At 56.6% G+C, this 26,393-nt stretch carries 31 protein-coding genes and 1 pseudogene; 13 read left to right on the top strand and 19 right to left on the bottom strand.

Going from position 1 to position 26,393, the window contains the following annotated elements:
* Positions 1 to 61: 61 nt before the first annotated feature.
* Entirely contained in the window at positions 62 to 925 is an 864-nt protein-coding gene (locus F617_RS0113480; protein WP_026330831.1) for a LysR family transcriptional regulator, read from the top strand.
* Between the two features lie 66 nt (positions 926 to 991).
* Here the strand turns inward: F617_RS0113480 and F617_RS0113475 are convergent, their stop codons facing one another.
* From F617_RS0113475 to F617_RS0113440, 8 genes are all read right to left on the bottom strand, one after another.
* Positions 992 to 1,288, bottom strand: a complete 297-nt coding sequence (locus F617_RS0113475; RefSeq protein WP_019565600.1) for a chorismate mutase — start codon at positions 1,286 to 1,288, stop codon at positions 992 to 994.
* Between the two features lie 41 nt (positions 1,289 to 1,329).
* Entirely contained in the window at positions 1,330 to 1,914 is a 585-nt protein-coding gene (locus F617_RS0113470) for a hypothetical protein (RefSeq protein ID WP_019565599.1), read from the bottom strand.
* 51 nt (positions 1,915 to 1,965) lie between these two features.
* Entirely contained in the window at positions 1,966 to 2,139 is a 174-nt protein-coding gene (locus F617_RS28850; RefSeq protein ID WP_245260793.1) for a hypothetical protein, read from the bottom strand.
* Positions 2,140 to 2,330: 191 nt separating this feature from the next.
* Positions 2,331 to 3,107, bottom strand: a complete 777-nt coding sequence (locus tag F617_RS0113460) for a molybdopterin-binding protein (protein WP_019565597.1) — start codon at positions 3,105 to 3,107, stop codon at positions 2,331 to 2,333.
* On the bottom strand, positions 3,104 to 3,958 hold the full coding sequence (locus F617_RS0113455) for a cytochrome b/b6 domain-containing protein (protein WP_019565596.1): 855 nt from the start codon (positions 3,956 to 3,958) through the stop codon (positions 3,104 to 3,106). The genes F617_RS0113460 and F617_RS0113455 overlap by 4 nt, the downstream gene beginning before the upstream one ends.
* Before the next feature lie 108 nt (positions 3,959 to 4,066).
* Entirely contained in the window at positions 4,067 to 4,693 is a 627-nt protein-coding gene (locus tag F617_RS0113450; RefSeq protein WP_019565595.1) for a hypothetical protein, read from the bottom strand.
* A gap of 67 nt (positions 4,694 to 4,760) precedes the next feature.
* Positions 4,761 to 5,351 carry a TetR/AcrR family transcriptional regulator gene (locus tag F617_RS0113445; protein ID WP_019565594.1) on the bottom strand — a complete coding sequence of 197 codons (591 nt, stop codon included), beginning with the start codon at positions 5,349 to 5,351 and terminating at the stop codon, positions 4,761 to 4,763.
* 55 nt (positions 5,352 to 5,406) lie between these two features.
* Positions 5,407 to 6,234 (bottom strand): oxidoreductase, encoded by an 828-nt coding sequence (locus F617_RS0113440; RefSeq protein ID WP_019565593.1) that lies wholly within the window; start codon positions 6,232 to 6,234, stop codon positions 5,407 to 5,409.
* 93 nt (positions 6,235 to 6,327) lie between these two features.
* On the opposite strand from F617_RS0113440, the gene F617_RS0113435 reads away from it, so the two are divergent.
* On the top strand, positions 6,328 to 7,239 hold the full coding sequence (locus F617_RS0113435; RefSeq protein ID WP_051093859.1) for an AraC family transcriptional regulator: 912 nt from the start codon (positions 6,328 to 6,330) through the stop codon (positions 7,237 to 7,239).
* A gap of 51 nt (positions 7,240 to 7,290) precedes the next feature.
* Here F617_RS0113435 and F617_RS0113430 read toward each other — a convergent pair whose 3' ends face one another.
* The 5 genes from F617_RS0113430 to F617_RS0113405 all read right to left on the bottom strand — a co-directional run bounded on the left by F617_RS0113430 (position 7,291) and on the right by F617_RS0113405 (position 11,653).
* Positions 7,291 to 7,980, bottom strand: a complete 690-nt coding sequence (locus F617_RS0113430; protein WP_019565591.1) for an aspartate/glutamate racemase family protein — start codon at positions 7,978 to 7,980, stop codon at positions 7,291 to 7,293.
* A gap of 267 nt (positions 7,981 to 8,247) precedes the next feature.
* On the bottom strand, positions 8,248 to 9,003 hold the full coding sequence (locus tag F617_RS0113420; protein WP_019565589.1) for an SDR family oxidoreductase: 756 nt from the start codon (positions 9,001 to 9,003) through the stop codon (positions 8,248 to 8,250).
* Positions 9,004 to 9,080: 77 nt separating this feature from the next.
* Complete coding sequence (locus F617_RS0113415) at positions 9,081 to 10,499, bottom strand: MFS transporter (RefSeq protein WP_019565588.1); 1,419 nt, start codon at positions 10,497 to 10,499, stop codon at positions 9,081 to 9,083.
* An 80-nt stretch (positions 10,500 to 10,579) separates the two neighbouring features.
* The gene (locus F617_RS0113410; protein WP_019565587.1) at positions 10,580 to 11,113 is read right to left on the bottom strand and encodes a TetR family transcriptional regulator C-terminal domain-containing protein; all 534 of its coding nucleotides are present in this window, start codon (positions 11,111 to 11,113) and stop codon (positions 10,580 to 10,582) included.
* Between the two features lie 159 nt (positions 11,114 to 11,272).
* The gene (locus F617_RS0113405) at positions 11,273 to 11,653 is read right to left on the bottom strand and encodes a helix-turn-helix domain-containing protein (protein WP_019565586.1); all 381 of its coding nucleotides are present in this window, start codon (positions 11,651 to 11,653) and stop codon (positions 11,273 to 11,275) included.
* A gap of 46 nt (positions 11,654 to 11,699) precedes the next feature.
* Between F617_RS0113405 and F617_RS0113400 the strand changes: the two genes are divergently transcribed.
* Positions 11,700 to 12,509 carry an SDR family NAD(P)-dependent oxidoreductase gene (locus F617_RS0113400; RefSeq protein WP_019565585.1) on the top strand — a complete coding sequence of 270 codons (810 nt, stop codon included), beginning with the start codon at positions 11,700 to 11,702 and terminating at the stop codon, positions 12,507 to 12,509.
* A gap of 47 nt (positions 12,510 to 12,556) precedes the next feature.
* Here the strand turns inward: F617_RS0113400 and F617_RS0113395 are convergent, their stop codons facing one another.
* Complete coding sequence (locus F617_RS0113395; protein ID WP_019565584.1) at positions 12,557 to 13,543, bottom strand: alpha/beta hydrolase; 987 nt, start codon at positions 13,541 to 13,543, stop codon at positions 12,557 to 12,559.
* A 250-nt stretch (positions 13,544 to 13,793) separates the two neighbouring features.
* Between F617_RS0113395 and F617_RS0113390 the strand changes: the two genes are divergently transcribed.
* The gene (locus tag F617_RS0113390; RefSeq protein ID WP_019565583.1) at positions 13,794 to 14,702 is read left to right on the top strand and encodes a nucleotidyltransferase and HEPN domain-containing protein; all 909 of its coding nucleotides are present in this window, start codon (positions 13,794 to 13,796) and stop codon (positions 14,700 to 14,702) included.
* A 154-nt stretch (positions 14,703 to 14,856) separates the two neighbouring features.
* Here the strand turns inward: F617_RS0113390 and F617_RS0113385 are convergent, their stop codons facing one another.
* The 4 genes from F617_RS0113385 to F617_RS0113370 all read right to left on the bottom strand — a co-directional run bounded on the left by F617_RS0113385 (position 14,857) and on the right by F617_RS0113370 (position 17,663).
* On the bottom strand, positions 14,857 to 15,168 hold the full coding sequence (locus F617_RS0113385) for a type II toxin-antitoxin system RelE/ParE family toxin (RefSeq protein WP_019565582.1): 312 nt from the start codon (positions 15,166 to 15,168) through the stop codon (positions 14,857 to 14,859).
* Positions 15,165 to 15,416, bottom strand: a complete 252-nt coding sequence (locus F617_RS0113380) for an antitoxin (protein ID WP_019565581.1) — start codon at positions 15,414 to 15,416, stop codon at positions 15,165 to 15,167. Before F617_RS0113380 ends, F617_RS0113385 begins: the two co-directional genes overlap by 4 nt.
* Positions 15,417 to 15,922: 506 nt before the next feature.
* The gene (locus tag F617_RS0113375) at positions 15,923 to 16,867 is read right to left on the bottom strand and encodes a dienelactone hydrolase (RefSeq protein ID WP_019565580.1); all 945 of its coding nucleotides are present in this window, start codon (positions 16,865 to 16,867) and stop codon (positions 15,923 to 15,925) included.
* 37 nt (positions 16,868 to 16,904) lie between these two features.
* Positions 16,905 to 17,663, bottom strand: coding sequence for an SDR family oxidoreductase (locus F617_RS0113370; RefSeq protein WP_019565579.1), 759 nt, complete (start codon positions 17,661 to 17,663; stop codon positions 16,905 to 16,907).
* A 98-nt stretch (positions 17,664 to 17,761) separates the two neighbouring features.
* On the opposite strand from F617_RS0113370, the gene F617_RS0113365 reads away from it, so the two are divergent.
* Complete coding sequence (locus F617_RS0113365) at positions 17,762 to 18,661, top strand: AraC family transcriptional regulator (RefSeq protein WP_019565578.1); 900 nt, start codon at positions 17,762 to 17,764, stop codon at positions 18,659 to 18,661.
* Between the two features lie 45 nt (positions 18,662 to 18,706).
* Positions 18,707 to 18,781 (top strand): annotated as a pseudogene (locus tag F617_RS28370) (IS6 family transposase); the annotation flags it as partial.
* Between the two features lie 259 nt (positions 18,782 to 19,040).
* On the opposite strand, the gene F617_RS0113360 reads toward F617_RS28370, so the two are convergent.
* Complete coding sequence (locus F617_RS0113360) at positions 19,041 to 20,000, bottom strand: MBL fold metallo-hydrolase (protein ID WP_019565577.1); 960 nt, start codon at positions 19,998 to 20,000, stop codon at positions 19,041 to 19,043.
* A gap of 93 nt (positions 20,001 to 20,093) precedes the next feature.
* Between F617_RS0113360 and F617_RS0113355 the strand changes: the two genes are divergently transcribed.
* From F617_RS0113355 to F617_RS0113325, 7 genes are all read left to right on the top strand, one after another.
* Entirely contained in the window at positions 20,094 to 21,047 is a 954-nt protein-coding gene (locus F617_RS0113355) for a LysR family transcriptional regulator (protein WP_019565576.1), read from the top strand.
* Between the two features lie 700 nt (positions 21,048 to 21,747).
* A complete protein-coding gene (locus F617_RS0113350; protein WP_019565575.1) occupies positions 21,748 to 23,055 on the top strand; it encodes an N-acetylmuramoyl-L-alanine amidase in 1,308 nt (435 codons plus the stop codon).
* 48 nt (positions 23,056 to 23,103) lie between these two features.
* Positions 23,104 to 24,111, top strand: a complete 1,008-nt coding sequence (locus F617_RS0113345) for a hypothetical protein (protein WP_019565574.1) — start codon at positions 23,104 to 23,106, stop codon at positions 24,109 to 24,111.
* Complete coding sequence (locus F617_RS0113340) at positions 24,108 to 24,491, top strand: hypothetical protein (protein WP_019565573.1); 384 nt, start codon at positions 24,108 to 24,110, stop codon at positions 24,489 to 24,491. The genes F617_RS0113345 and F617_RS0113340 overlap by 4 nt, the downstream gene beginning before the upstream one ends.
* Positions 24,492 to 24,855: 364 nt before the next feature.
* Positions 24,856 to 25,266: a transposase gene (locus F617_RS0113335; RefSeq protein ID WP_019565572.1), complete on the top strand. Its 411-nt coding sequence runs from the start codon at positions 24,856 to 24,858 to the stop codon at positions 25,264 to 25,266.
* Positions 25,263 to 25,610 carry an IS66 family insertion sequence element accessory protein TnpB gene (tnpB, locus tag F617_RS0113330; RefSeq protein WP_019565571.1) on the top strand — a complete coding sequence of 116 codons (348 nt, stop codon included), beginning with the start codon at positions 25,263 to 25,265 and terminating at the stop codon, positions 25,608 to 25,610. The genes F617_RS0113335 and tnpB overlap by 4 nt, the downstream gene beginning before the upstream one ends.
* Positions 25,611 to 25,655: 45 nt before the next feature.
* Positions 25,656 to 26,393, top strand: a 738-nt coding sequence (locus F617_RS0113325; protein ID WP_019565570.1) for an IS66 family transposase zinc-finger binding domain-containing protein, incomplete at its 3' end; no start/stop codon positions are given.

Genomic DNA, 26,393 nt, shown 5'->3' with positions numbered 1-26,393 from the left:
AGATTTGTACTTGAAGTGACAGTTTTGTATTTTCAATGTTCATTTCTGTAAGGGCTTGGCCGTGGAATGGAGTGACGTAAAAATCTTCCTTGCGATTGCGCGATCCGGAACGCTCGGCGGCGCTGCACGTGCTCTTCATACAAGCCATCCCACAGTCGGCAGACGGCTGCGTGCCCTTGAGGAGGCGATCGGCCACACGCTCTTCCAGCGGACCGCGGACGGTCTCGTGCTGACCGAGGAGGGCCATGGGGTCATAGCCCTGGCCGAGCAGATGGAAGAAGGCGCGCTTGCCATGGAGCGCCGGCTCGCCGGGCAGGAGCAAAATCTCAAAGGCAATCTGCGCATCTCATCAGCAGACTGGTTCGGGGCTTATGTCCTGCCTCCCATTTTGGCAGAATTCTCGAAAGCCTACCCCAATGTAGACGTCGAAATCCTGACCGGCACTCGCCTGTTCAACCTCGCCCAAAGGGAGGCCGACGTCGCCTTTCGCATCGTTCCGTTCGACACTGCAGATGTCATTCAACGGCGGCTCTTCAGGCTCGAATACGACGTCTATATCGCCGAGGAGTCGCCTGACCCTAAATATGGCGACGGGACAGGTTTCCGGCTGATCACCCACGATACTTCGACAGGGCAATTCCCCGACATAGCCTGGCTCGCCGAGAGTTTCCCGAACGCGAGACCCGTGCTGCGATCAAACAACCGAAACGTCCAGGCACGAATGTGCAAGCAGGGCGTTGGGATCGCCGTCCTGCCCCGCGTCGTGGGCAATCAGATCCCGGGTATCCGCAGACTGGAACTACCTAAGCCCCCGCCGGCGCGAGACATCTGGATGGGATATCACCGGGACCTGCGACGTCTTCAGCGTCTTCGGGCGTTTATCGCGACCGTCTCGTACCACCTCACAAATACCGCTGCATGGTAAGCCGCCCAAAGAAGATCGATTTCCCCACCGATCCACGGCTGCGGTAGCACAGGCGCGACAGACAACTTACTTCTTGGCCGCAATCTCCCTATGCCGCTCCACCACAGCACCCACGATCATTGACATCAGCCCTTCGACAAAGTGCCCACTGAGGCCAACATCACTAGCGATGCTCATCAGTCGATCCAATTGGCGTCGCTCTCGCTCATTATCGATTGCCGGCAACGCCTGCTTAGCTTTCAAGTGGCCGACTTGCTCGGTACAGCGAAAGCGTTCGGCCAGAATATAGAGGAGAGCTGAATCCAGGTTGTCGATGGTCCTCCGATAGGAAGCAAGTTGCCCTGCCGCATCATCTGTCATCATTTGAATATCTTCCAAGCGGTTTCATTGGCGCGAGGTAGCGCTTACGAGATGGGTTGCGTCCTGCGACGCGACAGGGCGATCGACAGCCAAATTGCCGAAACCAGAAAGTAGAATGCCCCGACGGCAGCGTAGCCCGCAACCGTTGAGATAGAAGGTTCCTTCGGCATTTGCGCTTGAAAGATGAAGAGTGCGCCGACCAAAGAGGATTGGCCACCGCTCAAAATCATCGCCCACTGACCTCCACTCGTTTTCCAACGCCGTACGGCAGTTCCAAGCTGCAACAGCCCCGAAAAAATCGCCCATAGACCGAAAGCGCCGAGAACCCAGTTCATGTTCATTGTCAACGCCAGGATCACGGCTATCGTCATAATCGAGCTCGCTGCGACGTTGATCGCTTGGCTCCGGTTGGCGGCAAGACCACCGCTCCTTGCGGCATCGATAACGTTCGCGATTGCATCCCAAGCGGGATAGATGATCAGCAGTGCGGCAGCCACCGCAAAGGAATGTCGTCCGGCAGTCAACGCAGCCGCGACCCACAGCACTGAGAAGGCCGCCCTGGTAAAGTAATACTGCTTGAGCCACTGGTCGTTGCCGCGCGGGGCACGGGAGGTCTGGTTGTGCGACATTGTTTTCTTCCACTTTGTGAACTGGTTGATTGATGGTTTGCGCTAGCGTCGTCAGATGAAGACGACATGCTTGCCGAAGAGGGTGTTCTCGTCCCATTCAGTAGGGCCGATCCGATGGCTTTCGCCGGAGAGTTTCCCGGCTGACCTCTCGGAACTATCGAGGTCATGCGAGCCGCCTTGAGAGGAAACCTTTGCCCCGCCGCAGTAGGAACCCTTGATGCGCATGCTTTTCTCGAAGGCATCGCTGATCGCCTCTTTGCGCCTCGCCGCCCATCGGCCGTCAGGATCCGAGAGGATCGAACTGGTTTGGTTGATTTCGACCTGTCGTGAAGGGTGCAATTGATGAAATCGGCATCACATTCTGGACTTTGCGTCGGCTCATGGATTGTTTTCCTGTGGTTCGCCATTTGTTGGCCTTAGATGCCGGCGTACCATTCGTAGCCGCGATCTTCCCAATAGCCGCCGTTCCCGCCCCACAGGCCGGCGAAGCTGTCGACCAGTTCGATGCGCATGATGTACTTGGCCTGTTTGTACCCCAGTTGCCGCTCGACCCTGAGACGCAAGGGCGCGCCGTGACCGACGCTAAGGTCCTCGCCGTTCATCTCGTAGGCGAGGATGGTTTGCGGATGAACCGCGTCGATGAGATCGATGCTCTCGTAATAGCGGCCGCTTTCGTCGAGCGTCTTTTCGAGCTCGTCGGCACAATGCAGGACGACATATCGCGCCGTCGGCTTGACGCCGGTAAGGCGCAACAGATGGGCGAGCGGAACGCCTCTCCACTTGGCGATGGCGCTCCAGCCTTCGACGCAGTCATGGCGGGTGATCTGGGTGCGGGAAGGAAGCGCCTTCAGATCTATGAGCGAAATCTCTCGAGGCCGATCAACAAGACCGTCGATCTTCAGTCGCCAGTTTGCGAAGTGACCTTCCAACAGTTCCGCATATTCATCGCTGTCGGGAGCACTCGTTCCATTGACACGGAAGGAGGGGGAAATGTCCTTTTCGTCAAACTCGCGCGCCAGTGAATCGCGCCCCTGAAGCAGTCTCTGGGCTTTCATGGTCAGATGCTCAGCTGAGCGAAGGACTTTTGCGACGTCTGCGTTCTGGTCCAAGAGGTCGCAACCCGAGAGAGTAAGGGCGCTGGCCCCGAGCGTGCCGCCGATGAGAAAGCGGCGTCGGGTGAAAAGCTTGCTCATGATTTCGGGCCTTTCTCCTGGATCGCATAACGTCCGGTGATCATCGAGCGGATGTTGTTCCAGGTCCCGGAAAGGACCACCATTGCCACGTGCACGATGACGAAGATGACAAGCGCCGACGCTGTGATGAAATGGATCGTGCGCGCGGACTGGCGTCCGCCGAAAATATCGACAAGGGACGGCAGAGCGGCATCGACGCCCGGCGACATTGTCAAACCTGTCAGCACCATCAGCGGCAGCAGAACGACAATGACCGCCAGATAGGTGAGCTTTTGAAGCGCGTTGTAGTGTTTGGCCTCCTCCCCTTCCGGAAAGCGGAGCCGAGCGTGGTCGAGGATTTCGCGGCCGAGGTGGCGCGGCGAGATCTCATGGGGCTTTGGCGCGAGGTCTTTGCGGAAATGTCCGCTCAGCACGCTGAAGCCGAGATAGACAATGCCGTTGATCACAAACAGCCAGGCGACGAAGAAATGCCAGCGACGTCCGGCCGCAAGATCCTGGAATGAAGGGATGGTTGCCCAGGAGGGAAAAGCGCGTGAGACTTGTTCGCCATCAGCCTGAGAAACGCCAAGCAGGCCCGTCGTGGGGATCTCCAGCCCGGCAATACGAACGAAACCGCGCGGCTGACCACCGCCATCATCTGAGCCGATTGTCAGGATGGCGGGATCGCCGTTCGCGCCATAATGACCCCAATAAAGCTCCGGGTGGGCATTGAAGATCTGAAGCCCGCTCAAAAGAAGGAAGCCCAGGCAAAGCACGTTCAGCCAGTGCGTAAGCCGAGTCACAACGGAGTGGCGGCGGATAAAGATCGTCCGAGGGTATTGAACATTGTCATTGGAAGCGTCTGCGCTCATCTCAGCGTCTTTCATCTGTGCATTAGCGGCTGCACACCAAGCAGCGTCGATCTGTAGTCACGGGCCGAAGCAGTAAGGCGGCTGCTCCGGCCAGTGACGGCGTGGTCTTCACATGGGTGGAACCACGCCATTCTTGCCGACGACCACCTGATGGGCGATGGGGCCTGTTGCAGTCTTTTCGGCGGTGATGAAGACAACGGCGCCAGGAACGAGATCATCCTTGGTGGCCGCGGCGATGGTCACGACCGGTGTCCCATCCGGAATGGCGATCTTCTTTTCCTTGCCATGATAGGTCACGGTGACAGTCCGGCCATCGACGCCTTTAACGGCATCCGCGACCGTCGCATTGGTCATGCTGCTGTCGGGCTTCAGATCCCAACCGTAGCTCCCCTCGCCTGTGCCTTTCATTGCCGGCGGAAAAATGAGGACCTCAAGCGCACCATCGCCGCCGTCGGCCTTTGGCAATGATGCGATACCCACAAAATCGCCCGGCTTGATGTCGGTGACCTTTGCGTTGGCAACGCTGGCGACTTTCCAGTCGTTGGCAAGGGCCACGTCGACAGTCTCGCCTTCGCGGGTCTTCACCTTGAGCGTTGACGCCTGGTAGTCGACGATGCTGCCGCGGACATGGATCGGCGCGGCTTTCTTATCTTCGGCAGATGCGGGTGCCGAAAGGACAGTTACAGAAAGGATGCTGGTCAGCCCGAGGGCCAAGGCTGGGAAAGTATTTCTCATTTTTATCTTCCTACTAGTTGGTAGTTTCGATGGACGCGATTGACCCGAGTAGCCTTGCCACGCAGGATTAGTGAGACACCGTCGGCGTGAGACGATTGAGGGTAGGTTCGAGTATCATTGAGAACACTTCCGGCTTCCCATTGGCTCTCGCCGAAAGCATTGCCCCGTAGACGGTTGCCAGAAATGTTTCGGCTTCAACATGCGGCGCACTGGTAAGGGTCAGTTCGCCCTGCTTGGAACCGCGCTCCATGACCGATGCCAGCCACGAGGAGATGAAGCGAAAAAAGTTCGTCACCTCGGTTGCGACTTCCGTGGGGAGGGATGGCAGTTCACTGGCAAGCATAGCACAGACACAGTAGGGTCTGCTGGCATCCTCAATGCATGCAGCCCAGTGGTTTGCATAAGCCTTGAGGATGTCCAGAGCATTCGGAACCTTCTGCTCAAGGACTGCCACGCTTGCCTGGCCATCCTCCCGATAACGCTTGACCAGCTCACGCACCAGATCGACCTTGCTGGGAAAATGATGATGAATGCTTGCTTTGCGGATACCGACAATCTCCGAGATATCGGCGTAGCTGAAGCCATTGTAGCCGCTGCTTATCAGAAGGTGTCGGGTGGACGCCAGAATGTCGTCCGAGGTGGTCGAAAGATTGCTCATGCAGCTTGTCTACCTTCTAGTAGGCAGATCGTCAACAGCAAATTTTGGGTGTGCGTTAGCCGTCCGTGGAGACAGTCACGCCCTTCCAAGCTTCGATTTCCTGGGTCAGGCGTTCGATCCGCGCCGTTACATGTTTGAGCGCATCGCTGCCAAGGAGAAGTTGCGGCGGGGGATTGTCAGATTCGATGAGGGTCAGCACCGCGTCGGCGAGCTTTTGCGGATTTCCAAGCTGCTTGCCGCTCACTGCCTGACGCGCCTGGCGGATCGGATCAAACAGGGTATCATAGTCAGCAATGGAACGCTCTGTGCGGACCATGGAACGGCCTGCCCAGTCCGTCCGAAACGAGCCGGGGCAAAGGGTTGTTACGTGCACACTGAACGGCTTCATTTCCGAACGCATGACCTCTGAAATACCCTGCAACGCGAACTTGCTGCCGCAGTAATAGGCGATGCCGGGCATGGTGATCATGCCGCCCATCGACGTGACGTTGACGATAAAGCCGCTTCGGCGCTCACGGAACCTCGGGAGAAACGCCTTGGCGACTGCAACGGCGCCAAACACGTTCACGTCGAACTGGCGGCGCATCTCCTCGATCGGCGATTCCTCAAGCACACCCTCGTGCCCGTATCCCGCGTTGTTGATCAGCACATCGACCGGACCGTGATCGTCCTCCGCTTGCTGAACCACGCTTGGGATGAGATCGAATTCGGTGACGTCGCAAAGGAGCGGGTGAAGCCGCGGTAGCGTCTTCGCAAGCGCTTCACGCGAAGCTTCGGATCGGACAGTCCCGATGACGGTATGACCGGCTTCGATTGCGGCAGTGGCGATCGCCAGCCCAAACCCCGAGTTCGCCCCTGTGATGAAGAAGGTCTTTGGCGACATATCTGAAACTCCTTGATTAATCTTGCATGTGACAGATAATCTGGAGACCGCTCGGGTTCGATTGCGAATCCTCTTAGAGTTTTGCCAATTCCTATGAACTGTAAAATGCCGCCCTCTACACATGACCAGTGTGCCGCCTTGGCCGGACAACTCGCTCCTCGTCTTGGCTACAACCAGACCGGGCTCGGTTGTATCCGTATCCTACGCACGGAAGCAGTGCTGAATGACATTCCGGTTCTTTATAAGCCGGGTGCCGTGTTCGTATTGCAGGGGAGCAAATACGGCATTCTGGACGGGGAAATCTACCTCTACGACGAAGACCACTATCTTGCCGTTTCGGTGCCCGTTCCCTTTAGGATGACATCTACAGCCAGTGCACGGCGGCCACTGCTCGCGGTCTATTTAGAGTTCGATATGCAGATGGCGGCCGAGATCGCCACGCAGCTCGAAAAACTCGCCGGTCCTGCACGCGTCAAGCCAAAAGGGCTCTGCTCGAGCAGGATGGACAGCAGTATCGAAGACGTCCTGCTGCGCTTGCTGACGGTGATTGGCAGTCCGGTTGAGGTCGCCGTCCTTGGCGGCTCCATCCTGCGTGAGCTGCATTACCGGGTCATGTCGGGGCCGCAAGGCGGCGCAGTGATCGCCGCCTTGCAGCGGAAAGGGACGTCGGGAAAACTGGTCGAGAGCCTGGCATGGCTGCGCAAAAACTACGGCTCTGAAATCACCGTCGCGGACCTGGCCAGAGCGGTGGGCATGAGCGTTCCTTCCTACCATGTCCATTTCAAGGAGCTGACAGGCTCAAGTCCCATGCAATATGTGAAGGCGATGCGGCTCCATGAAGCGAGACTGATGATCGCCCGCCAGACTGCAACAATTGCAGAGGTGGCGGCGTCAGTGGGCTATGTCAGCCCGGCGCAATTCAGCCGCGACTTCAGACGGCATTTCGGGCGTACCGCATCGGAAGAAGCGAAGTGGGTCCGGCATCACCTGGGCGAACAGGTCTGACCATTGCCCCTCACCTTTCGCACGATCGATCGACCGTCAGAACAAAACATGTCATTGTAAAGCAGCTTGAAGGGCGGCTTTGCAATGAATGAGGGTCGTGTCGAAGACGGCAACGCCTACGTTTTCCTGGTTTAACAGCATACCCACCTCGGTACAGCCGAGGATAAGACAGTCGCAGCCTTTGTCGACCAGACGCTGCGCAATCCGTTCATAGGTCAAGCGGCTCTCCTCGCGAACGATGTCGCGGCACAGCTCTTCATAGATAATACGATGGGTTTCAGCTCGATCATCAGCTTCAGGGATCGTTGGCGACAGCCCCTGAGCGATGAGGCGGTCGGTGTAGAAGGTCTGCTCCATGGTGAAGGCCGTTGCCATCAAACCCGGTCTCCGGAAACCGCGGTCGGCGATAGCGGTTGCAGTTGCGTCCGCGATGTGCACAAACGGGATCGACACCCCGCCCACGATCGTGTCCACCACCTTGTGCATGGTATTCGTCGCCAGGATGAGGAGGTCGGCACCTCCGCGCTGCAGCGCGATAGCGTGTTCATTGAGGATTCGGCCCGCGGCGTGCCAGTCAGAGGATGCCTGCAACTTCTCGATTTCGTCGAAGTCGACAGACCGTATGAGAAGCTCGGGAGAATGAAGTCCTCCCAGGCTCTCGCGGGTAAGCCTGCAGAGTTCTCGGTAATAAATCTGGGTTGACGTCGCGGACATTCCGCCAAGTATGCCGATGGTCTTCAAATGTTTCTCCATGTTCATACGTTAGGTCTGTTACCGCTCAACGGGCGCTTGCGCAGAAACCAGGCCACCCATATTTGCTACCTTGGTACGATTGCAACTCAGGAAAACCACCAACGGAGTGGAGAAATTCCTGGATGATGGCCGCCGCCCGCTTCGCCAAATTTACGCGCACAGTGCAGCGGAGGGAACTCCGCAGCCCATGCGCGCCCAAAATTCCCCGTTATCACCTGCAGGACAGAGCGGCGAGGCACAGCCTCGTATCAATGCTCAGGCACTGATGCCGCCGTCGACGAGAATGCCTGAGCCGGTGATGTAGGCTGCACCGGGCCCCGCGAGAAAGGCGACCGCCTCAGCGACTTCTCTGGTTTTACCATATCGAGCAATCGACAGGTTTGGCAGAATAGCGGCTGCAAGCGCGCCATCGGCAGGGTTCATGTCAGTATCAATCGGACCTGGTCGAACCAGATTGACGGTAATTTCCCGAGAGCCCAGCTCACGTGCGAGACCGCGCGTGAAGCTTTCCAGCGCGGACTTGGTCGCGGCATAGACCGCGATCCCCGCGAACGGGACAGCCAGACCCGCATTGCTGCCGGTACTGATGATGCGACCTCCGTTGGGGATGTATTTCAGCGCTGCCTGGGTGATCAGAAAGACGCCGCGAACATTGACGTTCAGCTGAAGATCAATCTCCTCAAGTGGCTGCGTGGAGAAATCACTTGCGAAAAGGACACCGGCATTATTGACGAGAATATCAAGGCCGCCGAGCTCAGCGACAGTTTGTTCGACGGTAGCCATGGCGGCTGCTGTGCTCGCGGCATCGGCATGGATGGCGATCGCATTTCGACCCATGGCGCGGATCTTGGCAACGAGAGCTTCCGCTTTCTCGACCGACTTCTCATAGGTGATCGCAACGTCGGCACCATCCTCGGCCAGTTTTAGCGCAATTGCCGCACCGATACCGCGTGCCGCACCGGTGACCAGCGCGCGCCTGCCGGAAAGAGGTAGTGTGGAGATGTTGTTCATGGAGAGTACCTCTGAATGTCTCTGTTTTGCTCGGGAGTTTCACGCCGTTTCCGCGCGATCGGCTGATGATGCGCCGCTCATCGACGCAACGGTTGGGTGGATGTCAGGCTGACCGAAAGCCATCCCGCGATGAGAAGACAAATGGCAATTGCAACGGCTGCAACGCTGTATGCTCGGCCAATGGATTGAACGTCTGTGGCCGACCCCAAGATCGAGAAGAACAATCCGCCAACGATTGCGGCTGCCAACGCACCGCCAATCTGAAACATCGAATTGACCAGACCAGAGGCCAATCCTGACTGCGTCCGGTCCACCCTTTGCACGATGCTCTTCACCAGGTTTGGAAGGGCGATCCCCTGCCCCGCACCGATAAGAAAAAGCCCAGCAAAAAGGAATTGTGGAAGGCCATTCGAAATCAAGGCCGCCGTTTCAAACAACCCTGCAGCTTGCAGCACCATGCCGGCGCCTGCGGAAAATCTTCCGAAGACGCGGAGGATGCGCTCACTTGCAAAAGGACCAAGGACGAAGCCGACGGCCGCAGGAAGGATCGCCAGCCCGGCCTCGAAAGGCGTCAGACCAAGGCCACCCTGCTGATAGACCGAGAATATCAGCCAGAAGGCCGCAAGCGAGTAGAAGAACAATGCAGCCAGTAGCCCGCGCATTAGTCCACGGTTTTGCAGCAGGCTAGGTGCAAGAATCGGATCTATCCCCGTCGACTCCAGGTGTTTCTCATGCCGCCAGAACAGGAGGAAAAACGGGAGGGACGTTGCAAGCATCAGGATTAGCCAGATCGGCCACCCCTGCTCCCGCCCCTCGATCAGCGGCGCAATCAGCGCAGATAGCGCAATCGCGATCAACAATGCTCCGCCAAGATCCAGTTTGCTTGGGCGCTCAGATCGGGTTTCCCGCAACATGATGAAGGCCGACGGCACAGCGACCGCGATAACCGGCAAGTTGATGAGGAAGATGGCTCTCCATCCAAGTCCAAGGATATCAAGCGCAATCAACGCACCACCAAGAAACAGACCAACCATCGATGCCACCCCGAATGTCAGGGCATAAAAGCTGAGGGCTTTTGATTTTTCGTGGTCTGGGAAAATCGCATTGATGGAAGCCAAGGCTTGCGGTGCCATGATTGCCGCTGCAAACCCCTGAAGGATACGGCCGGCGACCAACGCGGCTGGAGACCAGGCAAACCCGCATAAGGCAGACGCGGCTGCAAACCCGACCATTCCAGCCAGAAAGACATTTCGTCGACCATAGAGATCTCCAAGCCTGCCCCCAGTGATCAGCATCACAGCATAGGTGGTGGCGTAACCGGAGATAATCAGCTGCATCGTTGACGCAGAGGCCCTGAAATCCTCCCGGATCGAGGGCAGCGCCACATTGACGATGAAGAAGTCGAGCGGTGGCAAAAAGGCGCCGGTCAAAAGGATGACCAGTGCCATCCATCGACGTGGATCGAGTTTGTCATCGGGATTGCTGGTGTCTCTCATAGGTGTCTCCACATCGACCAAAAAATCGATCGACGGTTTGCAATTTTAAGTATTTGGAACTATTTGGTTCCAAATTTGGGTCAGCCAAGTGCCTTCAGTGCCAGTTCGACGATGGCCCTCGTCTCAGCGCGATCCGCTCCTGCCTTGGCCAGGACCCGCATGCCCTGGATCTGACACACGAAGAACCTGGCGAGCGTTCGTTCATCCAGCCCTGGATCGATTTCGCCCAAGGCCTGGGCCCTTATGATCGCCGCCGCATAAAGATCTTGCAACCGTCTGAACAGCCGGGAAATACGTGGTGCGACCTCTTTATCCTCTGGAAGCATTTCGACAGCTGCAAAGACGACAAAGCATCCACGCAGACCTTCCGTTCCCGATGCTTGATCCACTTGTTGAGAAAAAGCGTCCCGAATTGCGGCTTTGGGCGACGGATTCGAATGCAGCGTTTCACCGACCGAGCGAACGGCGTCCTCGATGTAAGCGTCAAGGGCACGCAGATAGACGCCTCGCTTGTCGACGAACGCCTTATAAAAGCTACCTCTGGAAAGCTCCATACCCTCAAGCAGGTCGGGAAGTGATGCATCGTGATATCCACGATCCCAAAATACCTGCATTGCTTTTCGAACTGCTTCATCGAGTTCAAATTCTCGAGGGCGACCAACGGACGCGGATATTTGAGTGCGCTTGACCATGGAGTCAATATGGAACCATTCAGTCCACAATACAAGCGATATTTTCGGAATGTTGCGCCAAGCGTTCGGCACCCAAGTTAGTTATAGACGCCGATCGACGGGATAATCCCGAGAGAATTCCCTGACCGCCATCAAAATCGGCATAAGCCCGTGGCCTGCTGAACTCAGCGAGTATTCGACTCGAGGTGGCTGCTCTTGAAAGTCAAGTCGGCTTATGAGGCCGTCATTTTCCAATTCCCTGAGATGTTGCGTTAGCATCTTCTGGGATATCCCGGGTATGTCTCTCATGAACTGCGATGCCCGCAATGATGGTTCGGCGAACAATCGGAAAAGGATCGGCAGTTTCCAACGTCCTGTGATCATCCGAAGCACCCTACTGACATGAGAGACAGATCCGTCGGCTCCGAGGCATGTCGCCCTGTCCTCGACAGGCACTTTAAAGTGCGTAATTGCCTGTTTCATCAACGAACCTCATATCTGCAGGAGACGATAACACGGATGGAATATCATGGACTTACAACTCCAAAACAAGGTTGCACTGGTCACGGGAAGCAGTAAGGGGATTGGCGAGGGCGTGGCCAGAGGCCTTGCAAAGGAAGGGGCAACGATCCTTGTCCACGGTCGCGACAGAATGAAAACAGAGGAGGTCGCCCATGATATCATATCCTCTGGAGGTCATGCTTTCGCGGTATTCGGCGATCTGACAGTGCCGGATCAAGTCGATCGTCTGGTTCGTGATTCAAAGGCTGCAGCAGGGTCGATCGACATCCTGGTCAACAATGCCGGCGGATCTGCCCCGGCGGAGGATTGGACCTCGACAAGCTCTGAAACGTGGGCCGCTGTCTATGACAGGAACGTGCTCGCATCTGTGAGGATCATCTCGCTCGTTCTGCCCGCAATGAAAGCGTCGCGGTGGGGTCGGATCATAAACATCTCAAGCCTGGCGGCCCTGATGCCGCCTGCAAGTCGACCGGACTACTCTGCCGCCAAAGCAGCCATGATCGCGATGACGGCGTCGCTCGCAAAAGACGTTGCTGCATACGGCATCACCGCAAACACCGTTTCGCCTGGAACGGTGCATAGCATCAGTTTGGATACCGCATTCCGTAAGAAAGCCATTGAGAGGGGGATGGCCATCGACGCCCCCTGGAATGACATAGAGAGAGAAATCCTGCCAATGTTTGCTCAGGTGCCCCTTGGAAGGGTCGGAACCCTCGAGGAGATTGCGGATGCGATTGCGTTTCTCTCGAGCCCCCGTGCCGGCTATATCACAGGAGCAAACCTCCGACTTGACGGAGGAATGTGGCCAGGGATGTAGCAGGACAACACAGGGGGGCTGCGCCAAACCTGTCTGGGTTCCCCACCTCAGTTCCAGTTTGCCATGACGAACCGGTGGATCTCCGCTTCGAGTTCCTGGTCTTCCGGTGTCCCACCCATGAAGCCACCATGGGGCATGGCTTCAAAGACGTGCAATTCTGTTTCCACGCCAGCTTTTCGCAAGGCTCGATGCATCCTCACCGTGTTCGATAGGAACAGGTCACGCGTGCCGGTCTGCAAAAATGTCGGCGGAAGGCCCGCCAAATCGCCGAAGAGCGGCGATAAATAGGGATTGGAAAGATCAGCACCACCAGCATAGAGCAGGTTGTTTGATCTGAGCGGGCGCGGCAGAACGAGATCAATCATCTGGTTTGTTTGGAAACTGTCGCCCGATTCGGTGAGGTCAACCTGTGGCGAGAGCAAGACTAATCTGCCGGGCATTGGCATGCCTTCATCTCTCGCCCGCAGCAGCATGGCGGTCGCCAGATTGCCGCCTGCGGATCGACCCAAGATGACCACCTTGTCGGGGGAATGACCAGTTAAGACATGGTGATACGTGGCCAAGCAGTCATCAAGAGCAGCCGGATATGGATGCTCAGGCGGCATCCGGTAATCAACGCCGTAGCATCGAACGACATGCTGGTGCGCCTGGCGACGCGCACTGACGCGGCAGGCCTCACCGCCTCCGAACACCAATGCGCCGCCATGCAGGTCGATCAGTGCGCCACGAGCATCAAATTGTCCGTGCGGCGTCGCGACATGGATCGTTGCTTGTTCGACTACAATTGTCTCGACTGTGGACTGCAAACTCCCGGCAAGATCTTTTGCCGCGGCGGCGTAATGCGCATCTACTGCGGCTTTCATATTCATCCAGCCGGAAAAGTCCTCCGGAGAGGGCATTTCATACTGCGCATTGATGGGACTGCCGTCCTTGTCGACCAGGCGCGACAGTGACGCTTGCGCTTCGACGCTAATGGACTGTGGGGGGTGAATTGTCCGTGAAGGGATGGCTGCGCTGCGTGTGAAATCGCTCATTTCTTGCTCTGTCATTGGTCGAATATCGACATGTCTGTGTTTCGGCATGGAATATTGACGGTTCTGGCGGGGTGGGATGCGGACGAAACTTGGACCACCAGGAGGTAGGTCATGTATTCTTATTCCGACAGACCTCGATCCTAAACCGAAAAATGGCGTCCTAGCCCCACAACCCCTACAACAATGTGGAGTAGCAATCGCCACCCGATCACGGCTAGAATATCCGTTCAGAAGAATCGATGGTGAGGCCATGAAATCGGATATCGGACATCTTCCGCAGACGAAGCAGCGCGAACTGGAAAGGGTCGTCCGGATCATCCACGAAGAATTCGCCGGCATTGTGGAGCGCTCGAAGTCCGAAGCCAAGAAAGACGGGCGGATTTATAAAATCATCCTGTTCGGTTCTTACGCTCGTGGCACCTGGGTGGACGAGCCGCACACATCGAAAGGTTATCGATCGGATTTCGACATCCTCGTCATCGTCAGCAACAAGGAACTGGCCGAATCCAAATACTGGGACAAGCCCATCGACCGGCTGATGTGGGATAAGGAGATCGAGACACCTGTCGGTCTTATCGCGCATGGCGCCCGCGAGATCAGTAACTTTTTGCATGACGGCCAGGCCTTTTTCGTCGATATCGCTCGCGAGGGTATTGTTCTCTACGAGTTCGATGACCGACCGCTCGCCGAGCCAAAGTCCCTTACCCCTGCCAATGCCCTCAGAGTGGCGGAGGAGCATTTCCGCAGGCATTTTCCTGATGCTCAAACCTTCATCAAGTTGGCAGGTTATGCCCTCAAGGATAACAATGCCAACATCGCCGCCTTCCAACTTCATCAGGCGGTCGAGACGGCCTACAACTGCTACCTGCTGACAGTAACAAACTATTCACCTGCGTCACACAACCTCAAATTCCTCCGAGGCCTTTCAGAGGATCGTGATCGGCGGCTGGTCGACATCTGGCCACGCGACCATCACCGTTTTACCGCATGGTACAATGTTCTCAACGAGGCCTACGTCAAGGCGCGCTATTCGAAGCGTTTCGAAATTTCCGAAGAGGCACTCGCCTGGCTTCAGGAGCGAACCGCAGAACTTCACGACCTTATCGAGGCGCTCTGCCGCGAGCACATAAACAGACTGCAGCAGGTAGCGAAGTCCTGACGGCGCTAATGCAACGGCTGACGAGATAGCACAACCGCCTGGTTTTGGCCGGTTTCGCTCTTGAAGGGATTAGAACTGACGACCCGTGTTTCGGCCACGCAACAACGACGATTCGTCGGTCTTGCGCTCACATAATCTCGCCTCCGCCCAAACGTCATTCATTCAGACGATCCACCAAACGCTTCATCAGATCCATTCGTTCGTGAAAAATCGCTACGATGAGGGCGGGCGCATCCTCTCGAGGCAGACAAAAGACGTAGTGGTGCTGGCATCGTGCCATCCTTAACGCCGGATAAAGCGCGCTCATATCCTTGAACGAACCTCTGCCCTCGGCAAGGGATGCGATACCTTGCTCCAAACCATAGACGTATCGGCGTACCTGCGCAGCACCCCATTGCGTGCGTGTGTAGCGTATTACCGAACGTAGATCGTCTTCCGCCTCCGCGGTAAGAATATAGGCAGTCAAGCACGACCCTCGGAAATCTCCTCGTCAAGGATCTCACCTATGGTTTTAGTCGACAGTCTTCCGGCAAGCCCCTCATTGACGCGCATGTTCATCAAAGTCTTCAACTCCTCCCAGGCTCGCTCTGCGTCTGCGTCACCGGGGAAGAGGCGCTCAAGCGCATACTGCTTGATTGTCTTGCCTTGCAATGCTGCCAGCGCCTTCAGGCTTTGATGTTGTTGATCCGTTATGTCGATCGTCAATCGGCTCATCTAACGCACTCCTAAACTGAGAAAACCCACATTAACACATATGTAGTTTTGTAGCCACCACTGATGCTTGTCCGATGTCGTTTGGAGGGCTTTGCTATTTCGGAGACTCTGATTCTCCTACCTTCCTCCGCTCAAGCACAATCCCTACCGATCAATGGACGTGTGCGTATTAAGCACTTAAGCGGAATCGAACCTGCGACCTGCCAATCAGACATAATAGCTAACTGAATTATTGTTTGATTTAACGTACGTGTATTGGTAGTGCGGCGTAATCGCCTGTCATGGAAATACTCAATGCGCGGCGGCGGTGGGACTATGAACAGCGCGGATCTGGAAGAGCGACCAGATCAACAGGTACGGGCGAGTAGCCCCACCCGCGTGCCCGCGACGTAAGCCGCGAGGGTCGACTGCGTTGAAGCGGTCGCCACCAATATCGCGAGCGATCTCGGTAAAAGCGGGCATAACAAGATCAGTCCCGACGATGCCTAAGACAATCGCCCCCAGGTCTAGATCTGCTTCTCTCTGACCGCCGCAAGCGTTGCGACCTCACCCTTAAGTGCGAGGCAAGCTCTCGGCCAAGCGCCCTTGTCCGCGCCGAGCGCGGTCTGAAGCCAGGCGAGCGTAAGACGTCGGGTCGCTTCCAGCACGTCTGGTGCTTCAGTGTCTGTTTCCTTTGCGTCGAGAGCTGCAATTCCGCCAAGACCATGACCGACCCCGTGCATCATCAGCATTTCTTTAGCGCCCGATGCATCATGGAATGCATCTGCATGCCACTCAGGACCACGGGTTGTAAAATGCGGATTGTCCATATCACCGCAAACGACGAGGCTGCGTGTCGAGAGCGTCGAGAAATCGACGTCGAAAAACGGAAAACGGGCAGCACTCTCAGGCGTCATGTCCTTGCCGACGCGGCCCGGTGTCGTCAGGAGAACGCCGGCCGAGATTCTTGGATCGGAAAAATCCTCACCATCCACCTGCGCGCCGAGCAGGAGCCCAACGGTGTGGCCGCCAAAGGAATGACCGACCGCGCCGATGCGTGAATGATCCATCCGGCCAGCAACGGCTGGCGCCTCCCGTTCAATTTCGGTCAACTGGTCAAGGATCGCCCTCATCTCATTGACACGCTCGCGCCAGAAGAATGGCGTGCCGGATGAATTTGACGGCAGGCCACCGACGCGAGAACTCGCATGCGTCGGCTGGATCACCACGAACCCTCTCTCGGCCCAAAACTGGACAAGAGGAGCGTAACCGTCCTTTGACGGAATGTAGTTGGATGGGCCGTAGCCATGCGACAGCAGCACGATCGGAACCTTGGCCCCCGTAGCGGGGGCGGTCAGACGCAGTTCCAATGGCTGGCGGCCGTGCATCGAAAGACGGATCGGCGTGTAGGCTACGGTGAGAGCGGCCTCAGGTGTCGGAATATGCATCGCGAGATTGATCAGATTATTCATGGGTCTGGACCTTCAAAGGTTGATTTGGGTGATGATGTTATGCGAGCGAATGACCGGCTTCGCGATATGAGGTTTCCGCGTCCGCTCCGGCCGGGATCTTCATTGGCGCATCGCTCTCTGTCACAGACCTCCAGACAGCCTCTGCGACCTCATCCGGCGTCGTGACTTCAGTCCCGGATCTCAACTTCGTCAGGTAGTCTTGGACGAAGGCTTGGTAAGGCTCGGGGATTTCCATGCCCATGCGCGAGACAGCATTCTTACCGAAGCCGGTCGTCGGTGCAGAGCCAGGTAGGACGAGTTTAGCGCGGATGCCAAACAGCGCCGCCTCGAGCGCGAGGCTCTCCGTGAAGGCATTGAGCGCTGCCTTGCTGGCGCTATAAACCGAAAGCGCGGGCAACGGCCTTATCGTGACGGCCGAGCTGACGTTAACGATGACGCCTGAGCGACGGGACCGCATCTGCGGAAGGACAGCTTTTGACATCGCCATCGCACCGAAGACGTTTGTCTCGAACAGTTCGCGAATATTCGACATCTCCGTGCCTTCAAGCACATTGAGCAGGCCGACCCCGGCATTGTTGACCAGAGCATCGATCGTGCCGGCGGTTTCGACCGCCTCAGCAATGCTGTCCGCGCTGGTGACATCCAGCTGCAGGATTTCGAGCCTGTCGTTCGAAGGAAGAAGGTCGCTTCGCGGCGTGCGCATGGTTGCGACGACGTCCCACCCGGTGTTCAAGAATTTTTGTGCGATAGCGAGGCCGAAACCGGACGAGCAACCGGTGATGAGGATCTTTGACATGTTCCGTCTCCTGACATTTAACAAGGCTGAAGATGGACCTGATCAACCGGACATGCTATATATGCATGTCCGAGATTGTTTAGCGGAAGTCCGAATTGATGACCGATCCGGTTGCCGAAGTTGTTTCCTTGTTGAAGCCGAGCCCGTCGATATCAAAGCTGGTGACGGGCGGCGGTCGGTGGCTCGTTGAGCGTACGGACGTCGGAAGCCCCTTCTACTGCGCCGTGGTCGAAGGCCGTTGCCTTATGACGATTGCCGATCGTGAGCCAATGGTGCTCACTGGGGGTGACTTCGTCCTCGTCCCAAAGATCTTCTCATTCACGATGAGCAGCATGGAGCCGCCACCGCGCGGCGCACTTCCCCAACGTCTGGAAACCAGCCCCGGCGTCTTTCGCCTGGGCGACCCGGAAGCGCCGGCGGAGATTAAGGCACTGGTCGGGCATTGTACTTTCGGCTCGGATGACAAAGCCCTTCTCGTATCTCTGCTGCCTGAAGTCATCCAAGTTCATGGTGAAGAGCGAGTGATCGCTCTCGTCCGAATGATCAACGAGGAGACGAGGGCTGATCGTGCCGCGCGCGAAATGGTCCTCCACCGATTGCTCGATGTGTTGTTCATCGACGCGTTACGATCGGCAGCAAGCGCCAAGGCGCCGCCGGGTCTCCTGCGTGGCATGGCCGATCCGCTGCTGGCGCCGACCTTGCGCCGGATACACGCAGATCCAGGTCGTAGCATGACGGTGGAGACGCTTGCTCAGGAGGCTGCCATGTCTCGCTCGACCTTCTTCGATCGTTTCCGCAAGGAAGTTGGTGTAGCACCGATGGAATACGCAACGGGATGGCGTATGGCACTGGCAAAGGAGTTCCTCCGCGAGGATATACCCATAGCGGACATTGCCGAGCGCGTCGGCTATGGATCGACCAGCGCTTTCAGCGTCGCCTTCAATCGGCATGTGGGAATGCCGCCCGGCGTCTATTCGCGGGCAGTTGGTGCGGCTTAACGCTTCCGAACCTTACCCGCCGATATAGGCGGCCAGCGGCCCTGTGGCGATTGGGCCGTCAACGATCAGAACGATCTACTCGCACGCCTCTTCGGACTTCAAAAGGTTAACAAAGCTTGAAGGCAGGCCCCGCTTTGGCGGTCATGCTGACTTCACTGAAAGTTTGCAACAGGCACGACACACCCCTAGCAGTCGTGGCGACAACGGGCTGGGTGCGTCTTGCCGAGCACCCATAGATTTTTCTAATTTCCGGTCCGCTCGACCCGGACCAGTTGCGAGTTGGTTCCGGCCGGCCGACCTGTAGGAAACGACCTTTGTCGCTGCGGAAGACGGGGCTATCTCGAGCCCAGTCTTCCCATCGCTCAATCCGGGGGCAATCCTAGGAGTAGTTGACCGGGAGCCAGTCATAATTGGTGCTATCTGTACGCACGTGGCCGATTCCGGGAAACGCAATATGGGCGCCCGCCACCAGATATTTACCGTCCACCGCCTGTTTGAATGCAAGGTCGCGGGCAGCAACGGCGGCCTTCTGTTCGATATCGAATTCTATGGCGATGCCGGGCTCATCGAATTGCAGGATATCGCCATGGGTGATGTCGCCCCAGAAAACGATCTTCTGGCCTTCGCTTTCCAGCGTGATGGCGATGTGACCCGGCGTATGTCCCGCATAAAGAATCGAGCCCAGACCCGGGACGGGTGCTTGGTTATCTCCGAAGGTTTCAAATTTTCCAGCTCGCACGTAAGGCGTCACGCACTGGTCTGCCTCGCCAAAATGCTGCTTGACGATGCCGGTCGCCGCTTTGGCGTTTTCCGGGCTCAGCCAGAATTTCGCCTCCCGCTCATTGACCCGTAATGTGGCGTTAGGGAAAGTGCGTTTGCCTTCGCTCATCAACCCACCGGAATGATCGGTATGAATATGGGTGAGGATGACATCGTCAATGTCACCGACCTTGTATCCGGAAGCCTCGATGTTGGACACGAGCTTGCCGAGCGATGGGCCCAAATAGGTACCGGTGCCTGCGTCGATCAGCACCAGTCTTTCGCCGGTGTTGACCAGGAATGCGTTGACGGAAGTTGGTACGATTTCCGGCAGAAAAGCATCATTCAGAGCGTCCTGCGCGTGTTCTTCGCTAGTGTTGGTGTAGAGCTTGGCGAGCGGCAGGGCAACTGTGCCGTCCGACAGGGCCGTGACCTCTACGGAGCCGATCTTCAGCCGGTAGAAACCCGGTGCCTGAACAGCGGCAAAAGGCGCCTTGGCGAAGACGATTGATGGCGCGACAAAGGGCGCTGCGACTAAGCCAGTCAGAGCGCTTTTGAGAATGGAACGACGAAATGGCATGGGTTTGCTCCTTACGTTGTGGTGCGGAACGGCTTGCAAGTTCCTGCCCATCAGCTAAGGATGCGCTAGTCAGCAATCAAATCGATACAACTCATGCAGGTCATCGATCATTTCAATCTTCGTTCCTTCGACCTCAATCTTCTCGTCGCCTTCGATGCGATGATGGAAGAGATGAGTGTAACGCGTGCAGCACAACGATTGAAAATCCAGCAGCCCGCCATGAGTCATAACATAGCCACCCTGCGCACGCTGTTTCAGGATGAGCTGTTCATCCGTGTCGGGCAGGTGATGAAGCCGACGGCGCGGGCGCTCAATTTGTCTGGCCCGGTGCGGCAGGCTCTGCGACAGGCGCAAGCGGCGATGTTGATGACGGATGCCTTCGATCCGGCAACCGAGCGGCGTACATTCAGGCTGGGGCTGTCCAGCGAGGTGGAACTATTGTTGCTGCCTGACCTGACCGCTCGGTTGCGCGATATCGCGCCGGGCATTCGTATTCTGGCTCGTGGCGGCGATGCACTGGAGATCGAGGCGATGCTGGATTCAGGCGTCGTCGACCTGTCTGTGGGATGCAGCTATCTCCCGGACTCACGGCACCATTGCGAACCGCTTTATCAATCCAGCGTATTGTGCTGTTTCAATCCGCAATTGCTAACGCTTATCAACCCGGTGAGCATGGATGCCTATTTGGCCGCACAACATGCGGTGATCTCGCAGACCGACAGCCTGCATGGCTGCGTCAAGGATGCTCTGGAGCATGCGGGTGTAGAGCTGGAAGTGGTGGCGGCGGCTCCCGATTTCATGTCGATATTGGCCACGGCGCGTTCGTCTGCGGTGATTGCCACCGTATCTTCGCGCATCGCGCTTCGTTATGGGCCGCTGTTGGGACTTGAGGTCAGCCCGGTGCCACTGGCACTTTCTTTTCCACCCGTAGCAATGGTTTGGCCGCTTCATATGGAAAGCGATCTTGGCTGCGCATGGTTGCGGCAACAAATCCGTCAGGCGATGCTAAGAACAAATGGGAGCAACGCCGCGGATATTACGGCGTGACGGGCGTGGCGATCAGCATGTGTCTGAAGTCCTAACACCTTGAACGGAATCGAACCGCTGAATTCGATACATGCTCACTAACTCTCTGAAATATATGCCTTCTCTGCAACGTCCTCGACTGTGGGGCAGGCGTCACGTTGCGCTGAAAGCGATCTATATCATGAATCTGGCTCGACTGTCGGCAGCTCCATCATGACCCCGGGAAGATCAGATTTAGCGCCCCCTACTGCGCGCGCCGGGACACCGGCAACCGACGTATGGTCTTCAATCGCCGAAACCACGACACTGCCCGTACCGACCTTGGCGCCGATACCTGGATGACGATCGCCGGCATCTTTATAGGTCCCTCCAAGCGTCCCAAACCAGCCAGCCGAGCTTCCTCCTTAAAAGCGAAGAACACACAGCGCATCAGAGATGGCTCGTCGCGTGGATGAATAATCTGGCACTCAGAAAGCGTAGCCAGCGCCCTTCCATTGCGCAGATAAGATCTAGAAACAATGCTAATTCTCGACTAGAGTGCGCTTAAGCATCGATACAACCATTCAAAGCAACTACATTTCCCAGATTTGCAGCAAAACACTGATTTCTCGCGACTGAAAAGTAAATCTCGCGCACATACGTTTGCCACGCTACGGCACATTTATCAACTAACATAGATTTGGAAATTTATATCACACAACTAGTTTTGGGGGATTATTCAATGACGGATGAGGCCGCAATCGAGCAATACCTGATCTCAAGAGAAGATGAAGAAGACAAGGCCGATAGCCAGCGGCCTTGGGAGCAAGTTGCTCCGTTGGTGCGACCAGCGCTCATGGCAAGCAACGGTAAGCTGGCGATCATCGTAGGCCATAGTCGGTCGTCGCCTGGAGCATGGGGGGTCGCTCCGATTAGCCAGTACGAGTACCCTTTCAACAAAGCGCTTGCCGAGGGAGAAATTTCTGCGGCTGCGGCACGCAGGGGCGTCGAGATAGGAATTTTTTATCGCGACGGGCACGGCGTCGAAGGAGCATACCGACAGGTCAACGCTTACCAGCCTGACGCGGCGTTCGAATTGCATTTTAATGCCTTGAGTTCCAGCTCAAGTGGGACGCTGACGTTGTATGGGTCGTCCAATCGTCACTCCCAACGACTGGCAAAATCGATCCAAAGGGAAATGCTCAAGACGTTCGGCCTTGCTGATCACGGCCTCGTATTTCGCAAAAAAGGCGATGGCGGAAGGGGCAGCGACAACGTCAATAGCGCCAACTGCCCGTCAGCGTTGCTTGAACCATTCTTCGGAAGCAATCCGGAGGACAGCAAAGTCGGCAACGCAAAGAGGGCCGCGTATGCCGATGCGATAATTACGGCGTTTCTTTCATTCAACAAAGCCGCTGCGCTCAAAACCTTTTCTGCGCCGCTCTTTGACGATGACCCGTCCTATGACGCAACCCTAGATCCGCCAGACATTGAAAGCATCAACGCTGTCAATATGGGGGTCGACGGAGCAGGCGACCTGGAAGCCGACTGGGTCTCCTCGCCTGCTCCTATGGCGACGTGGACCACAATTGCATTCGACATGTCCAAGGCGCTTAGTTTTCTGAACGCTTGCATGAACTCGAAGCCCAGGGTGGTCTATGGGTACGGCGCGAAAATCCGTGCCGGAGAAGTCCCCGGCCGCGATTTCATATCGGTCGACTGCAGCGGTCTGGTTAGGGAACTGGTTCGACGCGCGACTGATCTAAACGGAAAGTTTCCAGACGGGTCGTTTATTCAGCACGAATGGGTCCGCGATCGCCATTTCAAGCAACTGGATCGCAGTGAAGGCAAACTGACGGACGGCGTCGTCAGAATTGCCTTCATGAAACCCAACGACTCGCCAAATGGTATTGGCCACGTGGCAATTGTCCATGATGGTTACACGCTCGAATCTCACGGAGGCGTAGGACCGAACCGCCGGATCTGGGATGGAGCGGGGTGGCAAGGGAAAAGCTACCTTTACGCTCTCACTTCAACTGCAACATCTTAAACACCGCTCGCCTGTCAATTGAGACTTCAGAGCACATTGGGAGGAGAAATGAAGAAGATCACCTATGAGCAACTTCGTGACATGGTTATGGATCCTGATGTCAGCGAGCAGACGATCGCCTCATATCTGGCAGCGTCCAAATCGGAAGGTACGGCTTTTCATCCGATCATCAAACCTGATCCGAAAAAGGTCGAGATGTCTGAAGGTGCAAGCTTCGAAGTGGCAAGTTCGCTTGATTGGGCAAACCGGTTTTGTCGGGAGCGCCGGCGTCGCATTTTCAATTCACGCGTCGACACCGCGCGTAAACCGGTTCTGGTGAGCGAAGGCGACAGCTGGTACCAGTTTCCATTTCTCTTGGACGATGTCGTGGACCAACTCGGTCCCGATTACGTCATTTCAAGCCTTGACGCCGCAGGCGATACAGCCCGCAACATGGTCTATGGCTCAAAAGAGTACATGCCCGAATTGTTGCGTCTAAAGAACAAAAAGGTCAAAGGCTTCCTGTTTTCAGCAGCGGGCAATGACGTTATCGGGTCGGATGAATACGGGGAATCCGTGTTATTGCAACTTCTCAAGGACCACTCACCCGGCAAATCTGCCGACTGGCACATCGACTACAAGAAACTCTCAAAAGTTCTCCAATTTCTCGAAACGGCCTATAGCGAAGTTATCAGCACGATAAGAAAGGATCGCGACTTCGCCAAGCTTCCTATTATTATCCATGGATACGACTACGCGATACCCGGTGGATATCCGGGCGATCCACGCAATCCGTCCTGGGCCAAGAAGGACCAGTGGCTCGGCGGTCCAATGAAAAAGAAGAAGATTACGGATCATGGCCTTCAATGCGAGATCATCAAGCTTCTAATCAATGCCCTGTACGAGATGCTTGGGAATATCGCTGGAGATTCAAGAAAGACCTATGTCTACGTCGCCGACATAAGAGGCAAGGTCCCACAGAACGCATGGGCAGACGAGATCCACCCGACCAGCAGCGGTTTCGCAGAAGTCGCCAAAGAGTTCAGGAGGACGTTTAAAAAGGCTGGCATCAAATGAAAGCAACGCCAGATATGCTATTCGAAAAATCAGTGCCAGCACAGTCCAAGTGGACCCACCTCTGCAGGGTCGAGGCTGGCCGCCAATACAAAATCCTTGCAAGCGGAACGTGGACGGATTGGTTCATCGACACTGACGCAAATGGCTATGACCGGTTCTGGTTGAGACCGTTTGCCGCAATGAAGAGAGCGCCAAAAGAGAAGTGGTTAGCACTGATCGGCGCACTCGACAAAGACGAGGAGACAGCATTCCTGATCGGGAGCGCAAAGCCATGGACAGCCCCAAAAAGCGGTGAGCTTTGGTGTTTTGCCAACGATATGCCCTCTAAATACCGCAACAACAAAGGCGCCATCACTGTCGTTGGGATCGCGATTAAATGATGGCCAGCGCTTCTCCGATCGCTCGAACGCTGCAGAAATTTGCTGCCTGTTGAGATAGGTAAGACGCGAGCATTGGTTGGTGAGGAGTGTGGCCCTGTTAGAGAGGGCCACAGCGTTAATTTTTATCTCCTTCACAGGTTCAGGCGCATGTCGTCGCCTTCAAATTTCAACCTTCTGGCGATTCGTCTTTTGAATCATCGAGATTGACATCTCGATACGTCGAAGTTGCTTACGAAGGGGCGCGCATGAGGGATATGCGTCTTCCAGCTTTCGCTTCAGAAGCTCAGTAAGTCCACGGTGAAGGCCGTCTTGCGATGACGGCCTTCTGACTGCCAGTCCTAGTGGTAACACTAGGAGTAGTCATATGACGAAGCATGCAATTGAGGTGATCACGTCCGTAGGGCGCCGTCGGCGCTGGTCACGCGAAGATAAAGAGCGGCTCGTCGCTGCCTGCTTTGAGCCAGACGCGGTCATCTCCGAGATTGCCCGCGCGGCTGGTATCCATGTCAGCCAGTTGTTTCGTTGGCGCAAAGAGCTGTGCCGGCTCGACGAGCCGCAGACCGAGACGGGAACCGTGTTCGTGCCGGTGATCGTGTCCGAGGCCATTTCATCAGTCTCTCCCATTCAGCCGGGAGCGCCGACCACACCCCATCCTCGTCGGAAGCGCAGCGATGTGACAATCGAGCTTGGACGGGGTCGGCGCGTCCGCGTGGATAGCGACATCGATACTGAAGCGCTTGGCCGTATTCTCGACTGCGTGCTGGGGTTAAGATGATCCCGGTTCCGAGTGGTGTGAAGGTCTGGCTGGCCACGGGCTATACGGACATGCGCAAGGGCTTCCCCGGTCTGTCGTTGATGGTGCAGGAGGCGCTGAAGCGTGACCCGATGTGTGGGCACTTGTTCGTATTCCGCGGCCGCGGCGGTGGCCTGATCAAGGTGATCTGGCATGACGGCCAAGGCGCTTGCCTGTTCACGAAGAAGCTGGAGCGTGGCCGCTTCATCTGGCCATCTGCGGCCGATGGCACGGTGGTGATCACACCTGCGCAGCTCGGTTATCTGCTGGAAGGTATCGACTGGCGGATGCCGCAAAAGACCTGGCGGCCGACGTCGGCCGGATGAGCAAAAACACTGGAATGACAGGCTCGAATATGATTCCATCCTGTCATGAGCAATACGACTGAAGAGCTTCCGGACGACCTTGCCAGTGCCCTTGCACTGCTGGCCCAGGAACGCGCTCGACGCGTTGCAGCCGAAGCAGAAGCGGCAACCGCCAAGGCAGAAGCCGCCAGTGCAAAGGCACTCGTATCGCATTCCGAGGCGCTGATCGCACGGCTGAAGCTGGAGATCGACAAGGTTCGCCGTGAACTCTACGGCAGCCGGTCCGAGCGCAAGGCGCGGCTCCTGGAGCAGTTGGAACTGCAGCTCGAGGAGTTGGAAACGGACGCCGGTGAAGATGAACTGGTGGCGGAGATCGCAGCCAAAGCTTCAACCGTCAAAGCCTTCGAGCGCAGGCGTCCGTCACGCAAGCCCTTTCCCGAACATCTGCCACGCGAGCGCATCGTCATCGCCGCTCCCGCCAATTGCGCCTGCTGCGGATCGGCCAAATTGTCGAAGCTTGGCGAGGACATCACCGAGACACTGGAGGTCATCCCGCGCCAGTGGAAGGTCATCCAGACGGTGCGGGAGAAGTTTACCTGTCGCGAGTGCGAGAAGATCACGCAGCCACCAGCACCCTTCCATGTAACGCCACGCGGCTTTGCCGGGCCAAACCTGCTGGCGATGATCCTGTTCGAGAAGTTTGCCCAGCACCAGCCGCTCAATCGTCAAAGCGAACGCTATGCTCGCGAGGGCGTCGACCTTAGTTTATCGACGCTTGCAGATCAGGTCGGAGCTTGCGCCGCG

The organism is Agrobacterium sp. 10MFCol1.1 (genome assembly GCF_000381165.1).
GTDB lineage: Bacteria > Pseudomonadota > Alphaproteobacteria > Rhizobiales > Rhizobiaceae > Agrobacterium > Agrobacterium tumefaciens.
Note: the sequence above shows the minus strand (reverse complement) of the source record. Positions and strands in the feature narration are given on the sequence as shown.

Bases quoted from the DNA above. Each gene is read 5' to 3' on its own strand.
- F617_RS0113405 (WP_019565586.1), bottom strand. From the start codon at position 11,653: ATGAAACAGGCAATTACGCACTTTAAAGTGCCTGTCGAGGACAGGGCG.
- F617_RS0113350 (WP_019565575.1), top strand. From the start codon at position 21,748: ATGACGGATGAGGCCGCAATCGAGCAATACCTGATCTCAAGAGAAGAT.
- F617_RS0113395 (WP_019565584.1), bottom strand. From the start codon at position 13,543: ATGAGCGATTTCACACGCAGCGCAGCCATCCCTTCACGGACAATTCAC.
- F617_RS0113450 (WP_019565595.1), bottom strand. From the start codon at position 4,693: ATGAGAAATACTTTCCCAGCCTTGGCCCTCGGGCTGACCAGCATCCTT.
- F617_RS0113355 (WP_019565576.1), top strand. From the start codon at position 20,094: ATGCAGGTCATCGATCATTTCAATCTTCGTTCCTTCGACCTCAATCTT.
- F617_RS0113370 (WP_019565579.1), bottom strand. From the start codon at position 17,663: ATGTCAAAGATCCTCATCACCGGTTGCTCGTCCGGTTTCGGCCTCGCT.
- F617_RS28850 (WP_245260793.1), bottom strand. From the start codon at position 2,139: ATGCGCATCAAGGGTTCCTACTGCGGCGGGGCAAAGGTTTCCTCTCAA.
- F617_RS0113360 (WP_019565577.1), bottom strand. From the start codon at position 20,000: ATGCCATTTCGTCGTTCCATTCTCAAAAGCGCTCTGACTGGCTTAGTC.
- F617_RS0113420 (WP_019565589.1), bottom strand. From the start codon at position 9,003: ATGAACAACATCTCCACACTACCTCTTTCCGGCAGGCGCGCGCTGGTC.
- F617_RS0113445 (WP_019565594.1), bottom strand. From the start codon at position 5,351: ATGAGCAATCTTTCGACCACCTCGGACGACATTCTGGCGTCCACCCGA.
- F617_RS0113375 (WP_019565580.1), bottom strand. From the start codon at position 16,867: ATGAATAATCTGATCAATCTCGCGATGCATATTCCGACACCTGAGGCC.
- F617_RS0113415 (WP_019565588.1), bottom strand. From the start codon at position 10,499: ATGAGAGACACCAGCAATCCCGATGACAAACTCGATCCACGTCGATGG.
- F617_RS0113410 (WP_019565587.1), bottom strand. From the start codon at position 11,113: ATGCAGGTATTTTGGGATCGTGGATATCACGATGCATCACTTCCCGAC.
- F617_RS0113390 (WP_019565583.1), top strand. From the start codon at position 13,794: ATGAAATCGGATATCGGACATCTTCCGCAGACGAAGCAGCGCGAACTG.
- F617_RS0113440 (WP_019565593.1), bottom strand. From the start codon at position 6,234: ATGTCGCCAAAGACCTTCTTCATCACAGGGGCGAACTCGGGGTTTGGG.
- tnpB (WP_019565571.1), top strand. From the start codon at position 25,263: ATGATCCCGGTTCCGAGTGGTGTGAAGGTCTGGCTGGCCACGGGCTAT.
- F617_RS0113470 (WP_019565599.1), bottom strand. From the start codon at position 1,914: ATGTCGCACAACCAGACCTCCCGTGCCCCGCGCGGCAACGACCAGTGG.
- F617_RS0113335 (WP_019565572.1), top strand. From the start codon at position 24,856: ATGACGAAGCATGCAATTGAGGTGATCACGTCCGTAGGGCGCCGTCGG.
- F617_RS0113400 (WP_019565585.1), top strand. From the start codon at position 11,700: ATGGACTTACAACTCCAAAACAAGGTTGCACTGGTCACGGGAAGCAGT.
- F617_RS0113365 (WP_019565578.1), top strand. From the start codon at position 17,762: ATGACCGATCCGGTTGCCGAAGTTGTTTCCTTGTTGAAGCCGAGCCCG.
- F617_RS0113435 (WP_051093859.1), top strand. From the start codon at position 6,328: ATGAACTGTAAAATGCCGCCCTCTACACATGACCAGTGTGCCGCCTTG.
- F617_RS0113455 (WP_019565596.1), bottom strand. From the start codon at position 3,958: ATGAGCGCAGACGCTTCCAATGACAATGTTCAATACCCTCGGACGATC.
- F617_RS0113340 (WP_019565573.1), top strand. From the start codon at position 24,108: ATGAAAGCAACGCCAGATATGCTATTCGAAAAATCAGTGCCAGCACAG.
- F617_RS0113475 (WP_019565600.1), bottom strand. From the start codon at position 1,288: ATGATGACAGATGATGCGGCAGGGCAACTTGCTTCCTATCGGAGGACC.
- F617_RS0113345 (WP_019565574.1), top strand. From the start codon at position 23,104: ATGAAGAAGATCACCTATGAGCAACTTCGTGACATGGTTATGGATCCT.
- F617_RS0113380 (WP_019565581.1), bottom strand. From the start codon at position 15,416: ATGAGCCGATTGACGATCGACATAACGGATCAACAACATCAAAGCCTG.
- F617_RS0113460 (WP_019565597.1), bottom strand. From the start codon at position 3,107: ATGAGCAAGCTTTTCACCCGACGCCGCTTTCTCATCGGCGGCACGCTC.